18 protein-coding genes are annotated in these 19,494 nt (G+C 58.0%); 10 read left to right on the top strand and 8 right to left on the bottom strand.

The features are described from left to right. Positions 1–4: 4 nt before the first annotated feature. Both Q0O33_RS03580 and Q0O33_RS03575 read right to left on the bottom strand, forming a co-directional pair. On the bottom strand, positions 5–1,306 hold the full coding sequence (locus tag Q0O33_RS03580) for a serine hydrolase domain-containing protein (protein WP_295496160.1): 1,302 nt from the start codon (positions 1,304–1,306) through the stop codon (positions 5–7). Further along, positions 1,303–2,379 carry an A/G-specific adenine glycosylase gene (locus Q0O33_RS03575; RefSeq protein WP_295496158.1) on the bottom strand — a complete coding sequence of 359 codons (1,077 nt, stop codon included), beginning with the start codon at positions 2,377–2,379 and terminating at the stop codon, positions 1,303–1,305. The genes Q0O33_RS03580 and Q0O33_RS03575 overlap by 4 nt, the downstream gene beginning before the upstream one ends. A 22-nt stretch (positions 2,380–2,401) precedes the next feature. Here Q0O33_RS03575 and Q0O33_RS03570 point away from each other — a divergent pair, with 22 nt between their 5' ends. From Q0O33_RS03570 to Q0O33_RS03550, 5 genes are read left to right on the top strand one after another with little or no spacing between them, the layout of a single operon-like run. After that, positions 2,402–2,941, top strand: coding sequence for a DciA family protein (locus Q0O33_RS03570; RefSeq protein ID WP_295496401.1), 540 nt, complete (start codon positions 2,402–2,404; stop codon positions 2,939–2,941). Positions 2,942–2,985: 44 nt separating this feature from the next. Beyond that, on the top strand, positions 2,986–3,669 hold the full coding sequence (locus Q0O33_RS03565) for a thioredoxin domain-containing protein (protein ID WP_295496155.1): 684 nt from the start codon (positions 2,986–2,988) through the stop codon (positions 3,667–3,669). A 28-nt stretch (positions 3,670–3,697) separates the two neighbouring features. After that, positions 3,698–4,435, top strand: a complete 738-nt coding sequence (locus tag Q0O33_RS03560) for a thioredoxin domain-containing protein (RefSeq protein ID WP_295496153.1) — start codon at positions 3,698–3,700, stop codon at positions 4,433–4,435. Positions 4,436–4,487: 52 nt separating this feature from the next. Next, a complete protein-coding gene (locus Q0O33_RS03555) occupies positions 4,488–7,901 on the top strand; it encodes an AAA family ATPase (protein WP_295496150.1) in 3,414 nt (1,137 codons plus the stop codon). Then, positions 7,898–8,767, top strand: coding sequence for an alpha/beta hydrolase (locus tag Q0O33_RS03550; protein WP_295496147.1), 870 nt, complete (start codon positions 7,898–7,900; stop codon positions 8,765–8,767). The genes Q0O33_RS03555 and Q0O33_RS03550 overlap by 4 nt, the downstream gene beginning before the upstream one ends. Here the strand turns inward: Q0O33_RS03550 and Q0O33_RS03545 are convergent. The 3 genes from Q0O33_RS03545 to Q0O33_RS03535 form a co-directional block, all read right to left on the bottom strand. Beyond that, the gene (locus Q0O33_RS03545) at positions 8,764–10,332 is read right to left on the bottom strand and encodes a cisplatin damage response ATP-dependent DNA ligase (RefSeq protein ID WP_295496145.1); all 1,569 of its coding nucleotides are present in this window, start codon (positions 10,330–10,332) and stop codon (positions 8,764–8,766) included. The genes Q0O33_RS03550 and Q0O33_RS03545 overlap by 4 nt on opposite strands. Continuing rightward, complete coding sequence (locus Q0O33_RS03540) at positions 10,332–11,339, bottom strand: ligase-associated DNA damage response exonuclease (RefSeq protein WP_295496398.1); 1,008 nt, start codon at positions 11,337–11,339, stop codon at positions 10,332–10,334. Before Q0O33_RS03540 ends, Q0O33_RS03545 begins: the two co-directional genes overlap by 1 nt. A gap of 118 nt (positions 11,340–11,457) precedes the next feature. Continuing rightward, a complete protein-coding gene (locus tag Q0O33_RS03535; protein WP_295496143.1) occupies positions 11,458–11,604 on the bottom strand; it encodes a hypothetical protein in 147 nt (48 codons plus the stop codon). Positions 11,605–11,732: 128 nt separating this feature from the next. Between Q0O33_RS03535 and Q0O33_RS03530 the strand changes: the two genes are divergently transcribed. The 3 genes from Q0O33_RS03530 (at position 11,733) to dapE (ending at position 14,679) form a co-directional block, all read left to right on the top strand. Then, positions 11,733–11,990: a hypothetical protein gene (locus Q0O33_RS03530; RefSeq protein WP_295496140.1), complete on the top strand. Its 258-nt coding sequence runs from the start codon at positions 11,733–11,735 to the stop codon at positions 11,988–11,990. After that, positions 11,987–13,453 carry a glycerol kinase gene (locus tag Q0O33_RS03525; protein WP_295496137.1) on the top strand — a complete coding sequence of 489 codons (1,467 nt, stop codon included), beginning with the start codon at positions 11,987–11,989 and terminating at the stop codon, positions 13,451–13,453. Before Q0O33_RS03530 ends, Q0O33_RS03525 begins: the two co-directional genes overlap by 4 nt. A gap of 80 nt (positions 13,454–13,533) precedes the next feature. Further along, a complete protein-coding gene (dapE, locus tag Q0O33_RS03520) occupies positions 13,534–14,679 on the top strand; it encodes a succinyl-diaminopimelate desuccinylase (protein ID WP_295496134.1) in 1,146 nt (381 codons plus the stop codon). Here dapE and Q0O33_RS03515 read toward each other — a convergent pair. From Q0O33_RS03515 to Q0O33_RS03505, 3 genes are read right to left on the bottom strand one after another with little or no spacing between them, the layout of a single operon-like run. Then, positions 14,676–15,230: a Smr/MutS family protein gene (locus Q0O33_RS03515; protein ID WP_295496132.1), complete on the bottom strand. Its 555-nt coding sequence runs from the start codon at positions 15,228–15,230 to the stop codon at positions 14,676–14,678. The two genes, dapE and Q0O33_RS03515, sit on opposite strands and share 4 nt — an antisense overlap. A 7-nt stretch (positions 15,231–15,237) precedes the next feature. Beyond that, on the bottom strand, positions 15,238–16,446 hold the full coding sequence (locus tag Q0O33_RS03510; RefSeq protein ID WP_295496129.1) for a murein transglycosylase A: 1,209 nt from the start codon (positions 16,444–16,446) through the stop codon (positions 15,238–15,240). A gap of 12 nt (positions 16,447–16,458) precedes the next feature. Continuing rightward, positions 16,459–17,118: a Tim44/TimA family putative adaptor protein gene (locus Q0O33_RS03505; protein WP_295496126.1), complete on the bottom strand. Its 660-nt coding sequence runs from the start codon at positions 17,116–17,118 to the stop codon at positions 16,459–16,461. A 237-nt stretch (positions 17,119–17,355) separates the two neighbouring features. On the opposite strand from Q0O33_RS03505, the gene secB reads away from it, so the two are divergent. After that, entirely contained in the window at positions 17,356–17,865 is a 510-nt protein-coding gene (gene secB / locus Q0O33_RS03500; protein ID WP_295496123.1) for a protein-export chaperone SecB, read from the top strand. A 23-nt stretch (positions 17,866–17,888) separates the two neighbouring features. Further along, positions 17,889–19,493, top strand: coding sequence for a murein biosynthesis integral membrane protein MurJ (gene murJ / locus Q0O33_RS03495; RefSeq protein WP_295496120.1), 1,605 nt, complete (start codon positions 17,889–17,891; stop codon positions 19,491–19,493). Position 19,494: the final 1 nt, after the last annotated feature.

Below are 19,494 nucleotides of genomic sequence, written 5' to 3'. Positions count from 1 at the left end.
AGGATCAAGCTGGCAAGCCTAGGTCCTTCAGGACCCATTTGGCGAAATCCGCGTGAATCGGATAGACATTACTTGGCATATATTGCGCCATGCAGACGGCGCGCAATTTGCTTCTTGGATCGACAAAAGCCACCGTGCCCGCCGCACCGCCCCAGCCGAACACGCCTGCATTCACGCCTTTGCCAACCCGGCCACCCGCGCCAAAGCCAGCACCGTCGGCAAAAGTGCCGGCGGTGGAAACACCGGAGGGCAGCAAGTCGGACATGGCGAGCTTTGCTGTCGCCGTTGACATGACACGAACGCCATCCAATTCACCATGATTGGCCAACATGTTGAGGAAACGGTCATAATCACGCGCGGACGTCACCATGCCCGCGCCGCCAAAGGCAAAGGGTGGTTTGTCGAGGTAAATGCTGGTCGAAGCAGGATCGATTGGGAACAACACGCCATTCACAGGCGCGTAATTGGATACGAAGCGCTTGATTTCCGACTTGGGCACTTGGAAATAGCTGCTGTTCATTTTCAACGGTTCAAAAATGCGGGTTTTGAGAAAAGCTTCAAAATCCATGCCGCTCGCGACTTCAATCACGCGGCCAAGCAAATCGAGCGAGATCGAATAGCTCCATTTTGTGCCAGGCTCGGCAATCAATGGCTGCTTCGCCAGCCGTTCGGCAAATGTCTTGAGATCAGGGGTCGGTGTGCTTGTAGGCTGACCGGGAATAGGAAAGCGGCTAACGATGCCCGGCGTGATACCATTTTCCAGATAGGCCTGCAGCAACGGTCCCTTGGTGACAATCGAGTAGCCCAGACCGGCAGTATGAGTCAGCAAATGCCGCAATGTAATCTGGGTCTTGGCTGGCACCGCATCGAGGCTTTTGTCCGGGTCAGTCAGCACGGTCATATTCGCAAATTCCGGTAGGAAATCGGCAATTGGCTGATCGAGCTTCATCTTGCCTTCGTCCACAAGGATCATCGCAGCAATGCCGGTCACAGGCTTTGTCATCGAATAAATGCGCCACAATGTGTCGATATTCACAGGCGTCGTTTCGCCCAGCCCTTGTGTACCAACGGCGACAACATCGGGCATTCCGGCCGCGCGTCCAATGGTGGCGAGAACACCGGTCAGTTTGCCCGAAGAGACATAGCTTTGAAACTGCGTCCGGATGGTCGGATATAAATCGGCCGCCTGTGCCCAAGCCCGCGCCGGTGCCAATGCGCCCATAGCACCCATAGCTGCCAATTGGCCACCCCATGCCAAAAACCCGCGCCGACCAATCATCGCCTGTTCTCTATCCCGCATTTTCATACTCTCTCTCCTGCCTGCATTGCCGCCTCTGCTGCTTTTCTGAATAGGGTCGGCAGACCAGCCTTGTCGAGCGATTTTAGTGGCCACCATTCACCTATATTGGGGTCATCCGCCCCCGCTGGCCATGCCGTAACGGCAATGTCGAGCAGAAGCGAAAAATGGGTAAAAACATGCGACACTTGGCGGGGCAATGTTCGCCATTTGGCAGGCACCGGCGGCGTCTTATAGCCATCCAATCGGGCTGTCCATTGGTCATCGGGCAAAGCGCGCATACCCGCCAAAAGGCCTTTGTTGTCACGGCGCACCAGCCAAACATGTCCATCCCGTTCGATCCAATAGACGGTACCTGTGCGCTGTGGCTTGGCGGCCTTTGGCGTTTTGGCGGGATAGATTTCCGGATTACCAAGACGCTTGGCATCGCAGGCAAAGGCAAGCGGGCAAAGCAGACAAGAGGGCGCACGCACTGAACATAGGCCCGCCCCTAAATCCATCATCGCCTGCGCAAAGTCGCCAGCGCGGGCCTTGGGCGTAATGCTGTCCATTGCATCCCGAATAAGCGGCTTTGACTGCGGCAAGGGCGTCGCAATCGCAAACAAACGCGACACGACGCGTTCGACATTGGCATCGACAACGACGGCCCTTTGCCCGAACGCAATCGCGGCTATGGCGGCGGCGGTATAAGGGCCAATACCCGGCAACTTCAGCAACGCCGCCTCGGTTTCCGGTAACCGACCTGCATGATCCGCCACGACCACGCGCGCGCATTTTAACAAATTGCGTGCGCGGGCATAATAGCCAAGGCCCGCCCATGCCGCCATGACATCGGCGTCATCCGCCACCGCCAGCGCCGCAAAGTCGGGCCAGATTTGGGTGAATTTGTGGAAATAAGCCCCCACCGCCGCAACGGTCGTCTGCTGAAGCATGATCTCCGACAACCAGACATGATAAGGGTCGGCAAAGCCTTGCCCCGGCGGTGTGCGCCAAGGCAGCGTCCGCGCATGCAGGTCATAATGCGCAAGCAAGGCCTGCGCGATATCCCCAGATTTATCGATGGCATGTTGGACGGCTGGCATGAAAAATGGCATGGATGAGGGGATGGATAAAGGCAAGTCACCACCACCGCCAAAAGGCACCAAAAAGGCCCTGGCGCCCAAAACATATCAGCGTCCACGCGGTGGTGAGGCGAAGTCTGTATCGTCATTAATGCCCGATATCGGCCGTGCCGCGTTCCGGAAATTCGGTTTTGTGCAAAGCTCTGTCGTCAGCCGCTGGGACGAAATCGTCGGCGCGCGCTATGCCGCTGTGTCCGCGCCGGAGGCTATTCGCTTTCCAATTGGCAAGAAATCCGATGGCACGCTGGAACTGACCGTGGAGGGTGCCCATGCCACGATGATTCAGCATGTGCTTCCGGAAATCATTGAGCGCGTAAACCGGTTTTTTGGATATGGGGCGGTCGCGCGGGTTAAAGTCCGCCAAGGCCCGGTCGCCAAGCCAAAGCTGCGTCCACCAACCGCCGCGCCGATGTTAAAGCCCGTGCCGATGGAATTGGGCGAATCCTTGCGTGAAATTGGCGATCCAGAGCTTTTTGCCGTCCTCGAAAGCCTCGCAAAAAGCCTTGCCAAAGACGGCAAGTGATACCAGATGCGCAAGATGAAATTCGAAGGATAAGGTCCATCCGTATGTCGCATATGAAAAAATATCTGGGCGCAGTTTTGGTCGGTGTTGCGGCGTTGTCCGCTGGCTTATCTGCAGCGCCCGCGCCGAACAAATGGCTATCAACGGTGACGGTCACGGACAAGGGCGCGCATATTCTGGGCAACCCTGCTGCGCCAAACAAAGTGGTCGAATATCTAAGCTACACCTGCGGACATTGCGCGGATTTTGAAATGCAGGAAGCACCTGCGTTCAAAGCGCGGTTTGTAGCCACCGGCAAGGCGAGCCTCGAAATTCGCAACATGGTGCTTAATCCCTTGGATCTGACTGCTGCCATGCTGGCGCGGTGCGGTGGCAAGGCAAAGTTTTTCGGTAACCAAAGGCATTTGTTCGCAACTCAAGGCATCTGGTCAGGAAAGGCCAAAATTATTAGCGCGGCCACACGCGATAAATTAAAAGCCGAAGATTATACTGGATTCATGATTGGCACCTTTGACGAAATCGGTCTTGGTCCCATCATGCAACAACGCGGGATCACACCAGCACAGGCAAAGACCTGCTTGGCCAACAAGCCGGCATTTAATGCCATTATTGGCATGACCGACTCAGGATCCAGGCTGGGTGTGCGCGGTACGCCTGCATTTTTGGTCAATGGCGTTTTGCAGGACCATATTCATAACATTGCTGAATTACAGGCGGCAATGAAGTAAACCGAGATACCAGACAGAAGGATATCACATGCGTATCAAGACATTCATTTTGACTACTGCCGCCGCCATGGCACTCGCCGCTTGCGGTGGTGCAGATACCGCTGGCGCCCCAAAGGGTGAACCGCTGGCCAAGGTTGCCGCCCCTGCCGATAAGGCGTGGGTCGATGTTGTCACTAAGACCGAATTTGGTGGCTACCAAATGGGCAACCCCAATGCAAAATTGAAGCTGGTCGAATATGGCGCCATTACCTGCCCCGGCTGTGCGCAATTTTCGGTGCAGTCGACCGAGGAATTGCACAAGCTGGTTAATGACGGCACCGTCTCGATGGAATTCCGTCCATTCCTCGTCCACGGTATTCAGGACGTTCCCGGCTTCCTTTTGGCGCAATGCAGCGGCCCTGAAGCCTTCTTCCCGCTCACCGACCAACTCTATGCCGAGCAGGCTTCATGGCTTGGCAAAATCAGCACGGTGACTGAGGCGGATCAGCAAGCGATGCAGAAAATGTCGCCGGAACAGATCGCCACTTTGCTCGGCACCAAAATGGGCTTGATCGAATTTGTGAAATCACGCGGCATTAGCGAAGACCAAGCCAAAGCGTGCTTGTCGGATAAGGCCGCGATTGACGCGCTGATCAAAACCACGGAGCGCGGGACGAAGGAAGATGAAGTGGCTGGTACGCCATTCTTCTTGCTGAACGGCGCGAAGTTGGACGCCAGTTCATGGGTGCAGGTGAAGAGCAAGCTGGTCGAGGCCGGCGCCCGCTAAATATGGCGCAGGGGGGGCATGACATCGCTTTAGCCGCAATGGAGCTCACCCCTTGCGGATAAAGAAGCTGAAACTTGTCGGCTTCAAAAGCTTTGTTGAGCCTGCGGAACTCCGGATTGAAAGCGGGCTCACCGGTATTGTCGGGCCCAATGGCTGCGGCAAATCCAACCTATTGGAAGCCATCCGTTGGGTGATGGGCGAAAGCAGCGCCAAATCAATGCGTGGCGCGGGCATGGAAGATGTGATCTTCGCCGGAACCGCGTCCCGCCCGCCGCGCGATTTCGCAGAAGTCACGATATTGGCCGAACGCAGCGACGATAGCGACGACAGTGACAGCGACGAGGAATTGGAAGTCACCCGCCGGATCGAACGCGGGGCTGGCTCTGCCTATCGGTCCAATGGCCGCGATGTGCGCGCCAAGGATGTGGCGCTTATCTTCGCCGATGCCGCAACGGGGGCGCATTCCCCTGCTTTGGTCAGCCAAGGCCGCATTGGCGCGATCATCTCCGCCAAGCCGCAAGAACGCCGTCAGATGCTGGAGGAAGCGGCAGGTATCTCCGGCCTGCATGTCCGGCGCAAAGATGCCGAGCAGAAACTGCGCGCCGCCGAAAGCAATTTGGCACGGCTCGCGACCATCCTTGCCGATATGGACGCGCGCGCAGGCCAATTACGCCGCCAAGCCAAGCAAGCCGAACGCTATCGCACGCTGACCAAAGACATATTGCAGGCAGAAGCCCGTTTGATCTTTGTCCGCTGGCGCGAGGCCAAAGCCGCGGCCGATGTCGCACGTGCCGAAGCTAACACAGCAGCGAAAGCCGTTGAGGACGCTTCTGTCGCCCAGCGTGTCCTCACTGAAAAGCAGCAAGAGGCGGTGCGACAGCTTGCCGATGCGCGGGCACTGGCCATGGCAGCGCGCGATGCGGCCAGTGAACTGTCGAACAAGCTCGTGCAACTAACGGGCGAACATGAACGGATAATCCAGCGCCAATCTGACCTTGCGGCGCAAGCAGCGCGTATGGCCGATGATGGCGCGCGTGAGGGCAGGCTGACGCATGATGCGGCAGATGCGCTTGCCCGGTTGCAGGCAGAAAGCGTCAAGCTGGCCGACCAGATTAAAGCACAAGAAGAGGAGCGCCCTGCCCTGCTGCGCACCGCGGAAAATGCGGAGCGGCAAGCGCGCGAAAGCGAAATTGCCTTAGCCAATGCATCCGCCGAGCAAGCGCGCGCGGACGCCGAATTGCGCGTGGCCGATGCCGCGCTGGCGGCGGCGACAACGCATGCAGGGCGCGCTGAACAGATCTGCGCCCGCATTGCCAATGAACGGGACGATTTGGGGGATGAGGCGGAATATGCCGCAGCCAAAAACCAAGCCGATGCCGACGTCCAAAAGCTGCAGACACAATTGCAAGCGGAGAGCAACGCGCATGAAGCCGCCGAAGCGCAGCGGGCCGCTTTCATCTCCGCCCGCGACCTTGCCCAAGTCGCCATCGCCAGTGCCAAGGCCGAACTCGCTGCATTGTTGACCGAGCAGAGCGCGTTGCAGCGTTCGTTGACCAAGGGCCAAGGCAACAAGGCCATCGACCGTATTTCGGTGAAGCCCGGCTATGAACGCGCGTTGGCCGCTGCACTGGGTGACGATGCAGATGCGAGCATTGGCGGTGAAACAGGACGCCGCTGGCTTGGCGGGACGGCGGCGCTGGGCACGGTCGCCGACACGGCCCTGATCCATTTTGTCAACGCTCCGGCAGAGCTTGCGGCGCGATTGTCTATGGTGCGTGTGGCCGACACCGATGATGGCCAAGCCCTCGTCCCCGGCGAACGTCTGGTTACGCTGGCGGGCGGGCTGCGTCGCTGGGACGGCTTTGCCACCGATGGCGACGGCGCGACGATTGCGGAGCAATTGGTCCGCGCCAACCGTTTGGCCGAATTGAATGCGCTCATCGCGCCCGCGCAAGCCGCGCTCGATGCACAAGCGCAAAGCCTGTTGCAGATGACAGATCAGATTGAAGCGGCGCAGGATGCAGTCCGCAAGGCAACCGCGGCGCGTGTGGCGACGGAAGGCCAGTTGCGCCAAGCCCTGCGCGCAGTCGATCAAGCCGAAGACGCCTGGACGCACCTAAAATCTGCAAAGGCAGCGCTTGGCGACCGAATGGCCACAGCCGCGCAGGATTTGGCCGAAGCGCAAGCGGAGCGCATAGCGGCCGAAACGGCGCGCGATGCCCTGCCCGACGGGTCGCATCATGCCGACCTCGTCCAAAACCTCACAGCGGCGCATGAGGCTACGCGCGATCTGTTGGCGCGCAATCAGGCGGACCTGTCGGCGCTCGAACAACGCATAGCGCAAAGCCGCGAGCGCCGCGCCGTGGCGATGGCCGAAATTCGCAGTTGGCAGGAACGCGCCGGCGAAGCCGAACGCCGGATCGCCGAAATGAACACACGCAGCGCCGACATCGCGACCGAGCAAGCAGAGAACGCAGGAAAGCCAGAAATACTGGCCCGCGACATGGCCAATTTGCGGGCAGATAAAGAACAGTTGGCCGAAAAGCTCGCTGGCCTGCAAGCCGCCGAAACAGCGCATGAGACAAACTTGCGCGCGCTGGAAAGCGAATTATCGGCGGCGGCCGAGCGGCTTTCTGTGGCGCGCGAAGCCCGTGCAGGCGCAGAGGCGCGTGCCGAAAATCAGGAACAGCGCCGCGTCGAAATGGGCCGAATTTCGGGGGAACGGTTCGAATGCCCGCCGCCCGTACTGCCCGAAAAACTGAACTTTGATGAAGATGCGATGGACGATGCAGGCGTGGAATCGAGCCGCCTCGACCGCCTACAAAATGAACGCGAACGCATTGGCCCCGTCAACTTGATCGCCGCCGACGAACTGGCCGAACTGGAAATGCAGCAAGGCAGTGGCCTTGCCGAAAGCGAGGAGCTTACTCTCGCTATCAACCGCTTGCGCGGTTCCATCGGCAGCCTGAACCGCGAAGGCCGCGCGCGGATGCTCACCGCTTTTGAGGCGGTAGACGGACATTTCCGTCGCCTGTTTTCAACCCTGTTCAATGGCGGACAAGCGCATCTGGCGTTGATTGACAGCGATGATCCATTGGAGGCTGGCCTTGAAATTTTCGCGCAACCCCCCGGCAAGAAACTGCAGTCGCTCACCTTACTGTCGGGCGGCGAACAGGCGCTTACGGCGGTCGCGCTCATCTTCGGGTTGTTCCTAACGAACCCTGCGCCCATTTGCGTGCTTGACGAAGTCGACGCGCCGTTGGACGACGCCAATATCGAACGCTTCTGTGACTTGCTCGACGCCATGACGCAGGAGACCGAGACGCGTTACCTCATCGTCACCCACAATGCCGTGACGATGAGCCGGATGCATCGTTTGTTCGGCGTGACGATGATTGAACAGGGCATCAGCCGACTGGTATCGGTTGACCTTGGGGGCGCAGAACAATTACTGGCCGCAGAATGACTTTGCATGGCCCCATCACCAACAGCTTTACCTCGCAACGGCTTCGGCTGAATTATGTCGACTGGGGCAACCCCGACGCGCCGCCTTTGCTCTTGGTCCATGGCGGCCGCGATCATGCGCGTAGTTGGGATTGGGTGGCCGAAGAATTGCGCCATGACTGGCATATCATTGCGCCCGACTTAAGGGGCCATGGCGACAGCGCCTGGTCGCCCGACGGCAATTACGAAATGTCTGCGTTCGTTTACGACCTGGCGCAGTTAATCCATCAATTGAACCTTGCCCCCGTCAGCATCATCGCGCATTCGATGGGTGGCAATATCGCGACCCGCTATACTGGTCTCTTCCCCGAAAATGTGCGCAAGATGGTGAACATCGAAGGGCTGGGCCCGTCCCCACAGATGCAAGCTGAGCGTGATGCCATCGGTATTCAAAACCGTTTCCGGCAGTGGATAGAGGATAAACGCAACGCCGCAGGACGCGCACCGAAACGCTATCCCAATATCGAAGCCGCGTATGAACGGATGAAGACCGAAAACAGCTATTTGACCGACGAACAGGCACGCCACCTGACCGTGCATGGCATCAGCCGCAACGAAGATGGAAGTTGGAGCTGGAAATTTGACCATTACCTAAATGTCTGGGCCATTTTTGACATGCCCCGCGAAAATCTTTTGACATTGTGGCAATCCATCACCTGCCCGATGTTGCTTATGTATGGCGCCAATAGCTGGGCCTCCAACCCCGAAAAAGACGGCCGCATCGGGCACTTCCAGACGGCTAAGGTCATTGAATATGAAAATGCCGGCCACTGGTTGCACCATGACCAATTCGACCGCTTCATGGCTGACGTGCGGGCGTTTCTCTAACCAATCATCGCACGTAAGGCGGCAATCGTATCCGCCTCATCCGCTGGCTTGTCGCGGCGCAGGCGGGAGATACGGGGGAAGCGCATCGCAATGCCCGATTTATGCCGTTTGGATTCGTGCACAGCGTCAAAGGCGACCTCCAGCACCAAAGATTTTTCGACCTCGCGCACGGGACCGAAACGCGCGACCGTGTTATCGCGGACAAAGCGGTCGAGCCATTTCAGCTCCGCATCACTAAATCCGGAATACGCCTTGCCCACGGGCAACAAAGCGCCATCGGGCGTCCAACAGCCAAAGGTATAATCCGAATAAAAAGACGAGCGTTTCCCGCTACCGCGTTGTGCGTACATCATCACGCAATCGGCCACGAGCGGTTCGCGTTTCCATTTGTACCAAAGGCCAACTTTGCGCCCCGCCAAATAGGGCGAATCGCGCCGCTTCAACATGACGCCCTCAATCTCCGCCTCACGCGCCGCTGCCCGCATTTCCGCCAGATGGTTAAAATCGCGCGCGGCGATGATCGCGGACAGATCGAACCGCAGAGGATCAAGTTGCGCCGCGAACCGCTCAAGCCGTTCCCGCCGCGCTGTCCACGTTAGGCTGCGCAGATCCTCCGCCCCGTCAAACAATATGTCGTAGAGGCGCACGAATACCGGATATTCCGCCTGCATCGCCGCGGTCACATTCTTACGGCCCAAGCGTTGTTGCAAAGCATTGAAGCTCGCGGCCTCCCCGCCTTGCACATCGCCGCGTACTAATAATTCACCATCGACCACGCCAATGCCGTTGAAGGCAGCGGCGATTTCCGGAAAGGCTGCCGTCACTTCATCACCACCGCGGCTGAACAACCGCGTTTCCCCGCCCGTGGATGCAATCTGAATACGGATGCCATCCCATTTCCATTCGGCGGCATATGCGTCGAGATCGACAATGCCGTCCTCCAAGGGATGCGCCAACATGAAGGGCCGGAAAAACGCGCTGTCGGCGGGGTCGGGGCGGTCGGACTTGCCCTCGCCCCACGCAAACAGCTCTGCATAAGGCGGACGAAGCGCGTGCCAGACCTCTTCAACGTCATCCACTGAAAGGTCAAAGGCTTGCCCAAAAGCGGTTTTGGCCAACCGCGCTGATATGCCGACGCGCATCCCGCCAGTTGCAAGCTTGAGCAACGCATAGCGGCCATTGGCATCCAGCCGGTCCATCAGTCCCGCCAGAACGATTGGCGCGCGCGCACGGCTTGTGCTGTTGAGCAGGTCGATGACCTCCGACACTGTTGGTGCCACGGCATCCGCGCTAACCTCTGGCCACATAAGCGCAACAGTCTCCGCCGTGTCGCCGACATAATCGCGGCTCATGCGGAACAACATCGGGTCAAAGCGTTCCTCCGCCATCGCGCGGATCGCGGCAGCTTTCACCGTTGCTATGCTGAGCGTGCCCGCCAGTGCCGCCAATGCCCAGCCACGATCGGGGTCGGGGGTATTCCGCAGATAATCGGCAATCAGCCGGACCTTATGGTCGCGCGAGCGTGTGTAAATCAGCCCATCGATGAGTGCGGAGAAAGCCTGCATCAGCCCTCCTCCTCCTCTTCACGGCCCACCAAATCAAGCGCGCGCGCCTTCAATTGGTGCAGTTCGCACCAGCGGCCAAGCGCGTCGGTGCGGCCATGGGTAATCCAAGTTTCGCTGGGCCGAAGTTCCAACAATGTGTCGGTCAACTCGGTCCAATCGGCATGGTCGGAAATAACCAAAGGCAGTTCAACATTACGCTGCCGCGCGCGTTGCCGCACCCGCATCCATCCCGATGCCATGGCCGTTATCGGGTCGGGCAGACGTTGTGCCCAACGGTCATTCAGCGCCGATGGCGGCGCAATAACAATCGCGCCTTTCATCTCTGCCTTGGCGAGCCCCGTTGCCAATATGAGCTCGCCCAAAGCGACGTCATGCGCCGCATATAGGTCGCACATTTTCTGCATTGCGCCGTGGATATAAATGGGCGCGTCATAGCCAGCGCGCCGCAATTCCGCGATGACGCGCTGCGCCTTGCCCAAGGCATAGGCCCCTATCAATATGCACCCCTCCTGATGGGCGGCGCGGGCGGCGAGCAATTTGGCAATCTCATCCTCAATTGGCGGGTGGGTGAACACAGGCAAACCAAAGGTCGCCTCGGTAATCAGCACATCACACGCCACCGCTTCAAAAGGCGCGCAGGTCGGATCGAACCGCCGTTTATAATCCCCCGTCACCACCACCCGTTCGCCCGCATGTTCCAGCAGGATTTGTGCGGAACCCAAAACATGTCCGGCAGGGTGAAAGCTTATCTTCACACCATTTGCTTCAAACCCATCGCCATAAGGCATCGGTGTGCCCATTTCGGTGCCATAACGCAGCGCCATGATCGCCAGCGTCTCTGGCGTTGCCCAGACCGCTCCATGCCCACTGCGCGCATGGTCGGCATGGCCGTGCGTCACCAATGCGCGTTCGGCGGGACGCGACGGATCAATCCACATATCCGCTGGCTTGACATAAATGCCATGCGCATGTGGCTCTATCCAAACTTGGGCGGCGGTTCGGGAAATAGTTACAGTCCTTTTCTACTGCCGGATATGGGGCGCGGCAGGGCCGATGTAAACCAATGGCCTCTGCAAAGGTTCGGCAGACGAAAGATGATTATCAGCGCGATCGCGCGAACAGGTGTCAGACCGCTGAAGCGTAAAACAGCAAGCAGGTTTCGGGAAATGCGTGCGGCAATTGCAACCCATGATGCATCAGCGCCGCGCCGCTGAATATTGTGCCCTTGCCGGTCAGGTTCAGCGTTTCAATTGATAGACGCCGTCCGGTCACATGACATTTTGCGGGACCTATATGACAACCTAGCGCCTCGAGAGGCAGGGAAAAGCTTGTGCCGCGCCGTCTTACTCGGCGGGATGGCATAGGTCGCTGTTCCTGCCCTATTTGATATAAGGAATGTCATGACCGCGCAAAATCGCATCGATGGTGTTGACATTTATGCGTCGCACAATTTCGTGATATACTGCCCGGATTGCTTTTATGCGGGTGAATTTTATCAGCATTTTGGTTCGCCACGGTTGCATTTTATTGACGTCATGGTCTTTGTGCTGGTTAAATGGGTGCTAATGGGATTTGCGGTCAATCATGTGGTTTTCGGCAACCGTGCCATTTTCATTTTTTCAAGAGAGGGACGCGCACAGCGCGCGGCAGAAGCATGAGCGAATATATATTGGTCATTGACGAAGGCACGACATCAACGCGCGCTGTATTATTTGCCGCGGACGGGACCGCCGTCGACAGTTGCCAACGCCCGCTCACGCAACATTATCCGCAACCTGGCCTTGTTGAACATGATGCCGAAGAAATCTGGAACCTGACTCTGGCCTGCGCGCAAGCGATGGTCGCCAAGGCAGGCGGCGCAGACCGGATCGCGAGCATTGGCATAACCAACCAACGCGAGACCGTTGTGTTCTGGGACAAACGCACCGGCAAGCCACTTGCCCCTGCGATCGTGTGGCAAGACCGCCGGACAGCCGATATGTGCGCCGCGAGGAAGGCGCAAGGCGAAGAGCCAGTTGTTCAAGCGAAAACCGGCTTGTTGCTTGACCCCTATTTCTCGGGTTCAAAAATTGGCTGGGCGTTGGAAAATTGGCCGCAATTGAAGGACGCAGGCGCACATTTGGCGGTGGGCACGGTCGAAAGCTATCTTGTCTACAGGCTCACCGGCGGAAGCCATATCAGCGACGCCAGTAATGCTGCGCGCACCGCGCTCATGGCGATTGGCAGCGGCGGATGGGACGACGGGTTGATGGACCTGTTCGGCGTCCCACGTGACATCTTACCAGAAATTACGGACTGCGCAGGTGACCTTGGCACGACAGTGCCGGAGCATTTCGGCGGCGCAATCCGCATATCGGGCATGGCGGGGGATCAGCAGGCCGCTACCATTGGGCAAGGTTGCTTTGCCGTCGGGCAAACTAAGGCGACCTTTGGCACGGGCGCATTTGTGCTCACACAAACCGGAAACTCATTGCGCCAGTCACGCCACCGTTTGCTTTCGACAATTTTGTACCAATTGAATGGCGAGCGTCATTATGCGCTGGAAGGATCAGTATTTGTCGCAGGTAGCCTTGTGCAATGGCTGCGCGATGATCTGGGGTTGATATCGCATGCCGCCGAAACCGAGCCACTGGCGCGCAGCGTGCCGGACAATGGAGGTGTATACCTCGTACCCGCGCTTTCGGGGCTTGGCGCGCCGCATTGGCGTCCCGATGCCCGCGCTACGATCAGCGGGCTGAGCTTTGCGGCGACAAAGGCGCATGTTGCTCGTGCCGCATTGGAGGCGATGGCGCACCAGACCTATGACCTCAAAACCGCCTTTGCCGCCGATGGCGCAGACTGGGCCGAATTGCGCATTGATGGCGGCATGGTGGCGAATGACTGGATGGCGCAGGATCTGGCGGACATGCTGACAATCGACGTGGAAAGACCCGCCTTTGTCGAAACAACGGCGCTTGGGGCAGCGATGCTGGCGGCGGTGGGTTGCGGACTATTTCCCACGTTGGAGGATGCGGCCAGCATGCGCGGTGGGGTAAAGCGTTTTGCGCCGATGCTTGGTACAGAGGCACGCGACGTCCGCTTGGCTGGCTGGTCAAACGCACTTACCCGCGTTCTGCAATGATATAATGACGCAAACAGCCTTATTGTAACGCCGATGTCTGACTTGTTTTGGCGCGCATTAATCCGTAACGCCTCCGATTAATGAATAATGCTCTTGCACTGGCTTATGCCCAACGCCTGATCGCTTGCGAAAGCGTCACACCCGCCAGTGGCGCGGTGTTTGACGCGCTTGAAGAGATGCTTGCCCCGCTGGGCTTTACCGTCGAACGTTTCATCTCGGGCAAAGATGACGACAACCCTGCCCATGGCGCGCCGGTGGAGAATCTCTTTGCCATTCGTACGGCAAGCGGGGGCCACTTTGCGTTCGCTGGTCACGTCGATGTCGTGCCGCCCGGAAATGGCTGGGCCAGCGACCCGTTTGTGCCAGAGATCAAAGGCGATTTGCTCCACGGACGCGGCGCCGTTGATATGAAGGGCAGCATCGCCGCTTTTGTTGCCGCGCTGCATGACATTCCCAAGGATGCAGGCACAATCAGCCTGATTATCACCGGCGACGAGGAAGGGCCCGCCATCCAAGGCACACGGGCATTGATTACCCATATGCAAAAACGGGGCAGCATCCCTGATTATTGCCTCGTCGGCGAACCTACCAGCGTCAACCGCTTGGGTGACATGATGAAAATCGGCCGTCGCGGTTCGGTCAACATGTGGATTTCGGTCGCGGGCACGCAAGGCCATGTCGCGTATCCGCATCTGGCGGATAACCCAATTCCAAGCCTTATCGCGATTCTGGCCGAGATTGAAGCGATCACGCTCGATGACGGCACCGACTGGTTTCAGGCGAGCAATATTGAAATTACGGACCTGAACGTCGGCAACAAGGCGACCAATGTCATTCCGGCAAAGGCCGAAGCGCGATTATCGATCCGGTTCAATGATTTGCAAAACGGCGATGCGCTTGTTTTAAGGCTCCGTGAGCTTGTAGAGCGCCATGGCGGCACCCTGACAGCCATGATCTCCGGAGAGGCCTTCCTGACACCTCCTGGGGCGCTTTCGGCTGCTATATCGGATGCGGTTGAGGCTGTGGTCGGTATCGCACCAGAAGCATCAACCACTGGCGGCACTTCGGACGCCCGTTTCCTGACCAAAATTTGCCCTGTGGTCGAGTTTGGCCTGTGCAATGCAACGATGCATAAGCTGGATGAAGCGGTCGCAATTGCGGACCTATCGGCGCTCACGGAAATCTATCGGCGCGTTGCGCTCAAAATGCTGGCGGCTGAGGCTTAGCTTTTCATCATAATGTAAAGCGCTCCAGCGCCGCCATGGCGCGGATGGGCGTTGCGTACCGCCGAAATATGCCGGGCGTGCCGCGATGCGGCAAGCCAATCGCGCACAACCGCCGCAATCGCGCCCCGGCCCTCACCACTTGCCCGATCATGCGCGCGGGGTTTGCCCGTAACGAGCAATATCACTTTCATCCGCTGCGCAATTGCCTGCTCCAACGCGCCGTCGAGACGGTTATACGCCAGCGACAGCGACGCATCGTGTAAATCGATGCTGACATCGGGAAGGATGCTGCCCCGCGCGATCCGTTTGTCCCAATGTCCGTCGAGATTATGCGGCACAGGTGCAATCTTGCTTTGCACGGGCGTTTGTTTCGGCTTTCTCTCGGCGGGAACTGGCTTCGGTTTGGCGTTCAAAAACTTCGCCAGCACGGCCTTGTCCGCCGCCGGGGTTGCGACAGGCACAGGCTTTGGCTTGCCGCCATGCAAGGGCTTTACGGTCGCAATGACCCTGCCCCAAAGCGACTTTTCCGTGCTGTCGAGAGGCCGCGCCATGCCAGCTTTACAGACCTAACCGCGCAACCGCAGCCTTAGGCAGAAAAACAAGTGCCGCACCCCGCGCCGCCATGCCGCCCGCAATCACCCGCGCGCGGTCGCCAGCGCCCCAGAAGGTATCGATGCGGTTCGCGCCCTTAATGGCACCGCCCGTATCCTGTGCAATCCAAATGCCATTGGGCTCCGCACGGTCCATCGACAGCCATACCGGCGCGCCGAGCGGGATGAATTTCACATCCACGGCAATGCTCGCCTCACCCACCACAGGATAGCCCATCGCGCCCAAAGGCCCCGCGCCCGTCAGTTCACGGAAGAAAATATAGCTTTTATTTTCCTGCATGATCTTGCGCCCCTCTTCAGGGTTGGCATGCAAAAAGGCGACGATACCCTGCATAGAGGCGTCAGTAATTAGCCCGCGATCCCGCATCAGCTTACCAATTCCGGTATAGCCACGCCCATTTTGGCTGTCATAGCCAATGCGCATCACATTGCCGTCGGGCAGTTTCAGCCGACCCGATCCCTGAATTTGCAGAAAGAAAAACTCCACAACATCGGACGCATAAGCGATTTCTAGCCCGCGCCCGGCCAAGGAGCCACCCTCAATCGCGGCCCGATCGTCATATTGCACAAATTTGGTACCGCTGACCTTGCCGCGGATATTGCGCCCCTTCAGCTCATCGGAAAACTGCCCAAGGTCAACATCGATCAGGTCCGACGGCCGTTTGTAGACGGGTACATCGCAACCCGCTTGCCGCATACGGCAACCGGCAATTTCCGGTTCAAAATAGCCCGTGGCAAAAGCCCTGCCAGTGCCGACCTGCACTGCATCCATATGTTCTGCAAAAAAGGAAATGGCGTCGCCCGTCCAGGTTTTGGCGGCGTTGCAAGCCGCCACCCAGTCGCTGCCTTCGGTCAGGCCGCTAGCGTCGCTTCGGCGGACAAGGCCGGGGCAACTTGTTCTAAAACTGTCTAGGGCAAGCGCCGTTTTGCGCGTATCCACCTGCAACGTGGTAATTTGCGGACCGCGCACCACGCCAAGCCCAGCAGCGGTTGTAACGTCACGCGCCGGTGCAGGCGTTGCCGCTATATCCGCGACTGGCGGGGAGGCGACCTTTGCCTCCGACGAGCTTGCAGGGCCACCATACGAAGTCACCCCGCTTGCACAAGCGGAGAGTGTGAAGGCCGATAGACCGAGAAGGAAAAGGGCGCGTTTCATCGCCCAGGTGAATCAGACCGAGTCGGTTTCGTCAAGCTTCCAGTTGCGGCCGTCCGATTTCACGTCGCGCATGAAGGTCCAGATATCATGCGTTTCGACCGCATCGGTCATCGATCCGCCAATGATATTTCCATCGGCATCCTTAACCATCGCGGCAATGTCGGCGTCAAAGCGCACCGAGATGCGGGCCATGGGGTGATCGTAACTTGCGCCGACAACGCGTACTTCGTCAATACGCACCAAGCGGTTTTCGAGGGTCTCTCCGCGCGCAGCACGGCCATCAATCGCTTCGGCAAAGCTTGCATAGACGTCATCATCGCAGAGGAAGCGCAACGCTTCCTTGTCACCCTTCCAATAAGCCTCAAGCACCATTTTATAAGCGGTTTTTGAACCCTCTACGAACGCGCCAAGTTCAAAACCACGATCCGCATTGCCAATGGCTTTAATACCGCTTTGCGCCGCCATATCGACTTTTGAAAGGTCATTAGCGGGTAAAGCTGAAGCAGCGTCACCGCCAGCCGCAGGCTGCCGCAATAATGCCGCGGTATTCGCCTCTAAAGGACGATGCGCAACAGGTTCCTGCTCATGTCCCGTGCGTTTTCCAAGGACCGAATATAGGCGAAGGCCCAAGAAAGCTGCAACAAGAGCAAGCAATACAATCGTAAACGTCACAACGCCTCCATCCGGCAAGAATCTATCTGCGACCTCTGTACGAAATTTTTCGTTAAGCCGACTCAAAAATATATAGGAATTAAAGATACGCGTTTCAAAGGGCCTTGCCCAAAGAAAATTGCACCTTGCCGCAATCGCAAGTATCATTGCCCTTTAACGGTTCGCCTGCTAGGCGCATCGGCCATAAAGGGTCGTATCATTGCGGCTGTGGCAAACAATAAGAAAGCACGACACATCATGGCCGACGACACAGGCACCATCGTTTCCGAAAAGGTAAAAGCCAATGGCGAAGATACTTTGCCCGCCGTCGGTATGTTGAACCAATATATCAAGGACTTGTCGGTTGAAAATCCGAACGCCCCGCACAGCTTCAACTGGGAAGGCGCGCCGCAAATTGATGTGCAGGTCAATATCCAAGCCAACGCCATTACCGACGAAGTGCATGAAGTCGCCTTACGGCTTGCTATCAAGGCAGAGACCGACAATGGCGTCCAATTCTCCGTTGAGCTGGATTATGGCACCTTGTTTGGCCTGCGTAATGTATCCGAAGAGCAAGCCCATCCGTTCTTATTCGGTGAAGCCCCACGCTTGATGTTCCCCTTTGCGCGCCGAATCGTTGCCGACGCTGTGCGCGATGCCGGCTATCCGCCACTGGTGCTTGAACCTATCGACTTCAATGCGCTCTATATTCAGCAGCTTTCGCAGGCGCAGCAAATGGCAGAGACGCAGCCTGCCGGCGAAGCCTGAAGCCGACGGCACCAGGTGAACAGATGAGCCTGGTTCGAAACAGCATCACCATCGGGGGGCTGACTTTGGTCAGCCGCGTCTTGGGCCTAGTGCGCGACATGTTGATGGCGCGCTTCGTGGGTGCTGGTCTTGCGTCCGATGCCTTCCTGATCGCGTGGCGTTTGCCGAATCTGTTCCGGGCACTTTTTGCCGAAGGCGCGTTTGCGGCGGTCTTCGTGCCCTTGTTTAACAAGAAAATGACGGAGGCCGAGCGCGAGAAAGCTGATCAAGGCCTGATCGCCGCGCGCCATTTTGCCAGCCAAATACTGTCCGTGCTATTCCCGTTTCTCGTGCTGTTTACGGCCCTCATGATGCTCGCGGCTGGCCCTATTGTCTGGGCCATGACGGGCGGCTTTCCCGATGGCGGGCCGGAGAAATTCGCGCTGGCCCGGCACTTAACGATCATTACCTTTCCCTATCTGGCGCTGATATCATTGGTATCCTTGCTTGGTGGTATATTGAATTCGCTAAACCGATTCTGGGTCAATGCCGCCGCACCGATATTGCTGAACATCTGCATGATCATCGCGCTGATATTTTTCCGCGGCGATACCGAGGTTGAAACGGCGGTCACGCAAGCGGTCGCAGTTACCGTATCGGGCGCGCTGCAATTGCTGTGGCTTATCTGGGCCTGCCATCGCGCGGGCGTTAACCTGAAGCTTAGTTTGCCGCGCCTGACGCCGGATGTGAAGCTGATGCTGGCCTTGATTGCCCCCGCAGCGATTGGCCAGGGCGCGATCCAATTCAATCTCTTGATCTCCACCTCGCTTGCGGCACGGTTCCTTCCCGAAGGCTCGGTATCGTGGCTCTATTATGCCGACCGCTTGAACCAATTGCCTTTGGGCCTGATTGGCATAGCAATCGGGACAGCTATTTTGCCTGCCCTATCGCGGCAGATTGCCGGGGCAGATAGCATAGCCGCATCCGACACACAGAACCGCGCTGTCGAACTTGCCTTATTCTTCGCAATGCCTGCGACGGTCGCGTTAATTGTGTCGGCGATCCCGATTGTGCATGGCATATTCGAACATGGCGCCTTCACTTCTACCGACACTCAAGGGACCGCGGCGGTGCTGATGGCGTTTTCGGCAGGCGTTCCGGCTTATGTGCTCATCAAGGTTCTGACACCTGGATTTTACGCGCGGAGCGATACCAAAACCCCTTTGCGACTGGCCTTATGGTCGATGCTGGTCAACCTTGTCGGCAACCTGATCTTGATCTGGCCTTTGGCGCATATCGGCGTCGGCGTGGCGACGGCCATATCAGCTTGGGTAAACGTCGCATTGCTGTGGTTCACTTTGCGCAAACGCGGCCATATTGCCGTCGATGCGCGGTTGAAGCAAAAGGCATGGCGCATAATTTTGGCGGCGGCCCTTATGGGCGTCGCGCTCTATTTCGGAAATGCGCTTATCGAAGGCCAGCTTGGTACGGGCCTGTGGCGACGCATTGCCGTTTTGTCCATTTTGGTCAGCGTGGGCGGCGCAGTTTATGCGCTGGCCATATTGCTTTTCGGGGCCTACCGGATCAGCGAACTCAAATCCCTTTTCCGCAGGCGTGCAGCCGCGCCTACGTCTTCTGCAAGCGAGTAAT

Origin of the sequence: Sphingorhabdus sp. EL138 (genome assembly GCF_945862485.1) — a bacterium.
Taxonomy (GTDB): Bacteria; Pseudomonadota; Alphaproteobacteria; order Sphingomonadales; family Sphingomonadaceae; genus Sphingorhabdus_B.
This window is presented reverse-complemented; position numbering and strand designations above follow the sequence as displayed.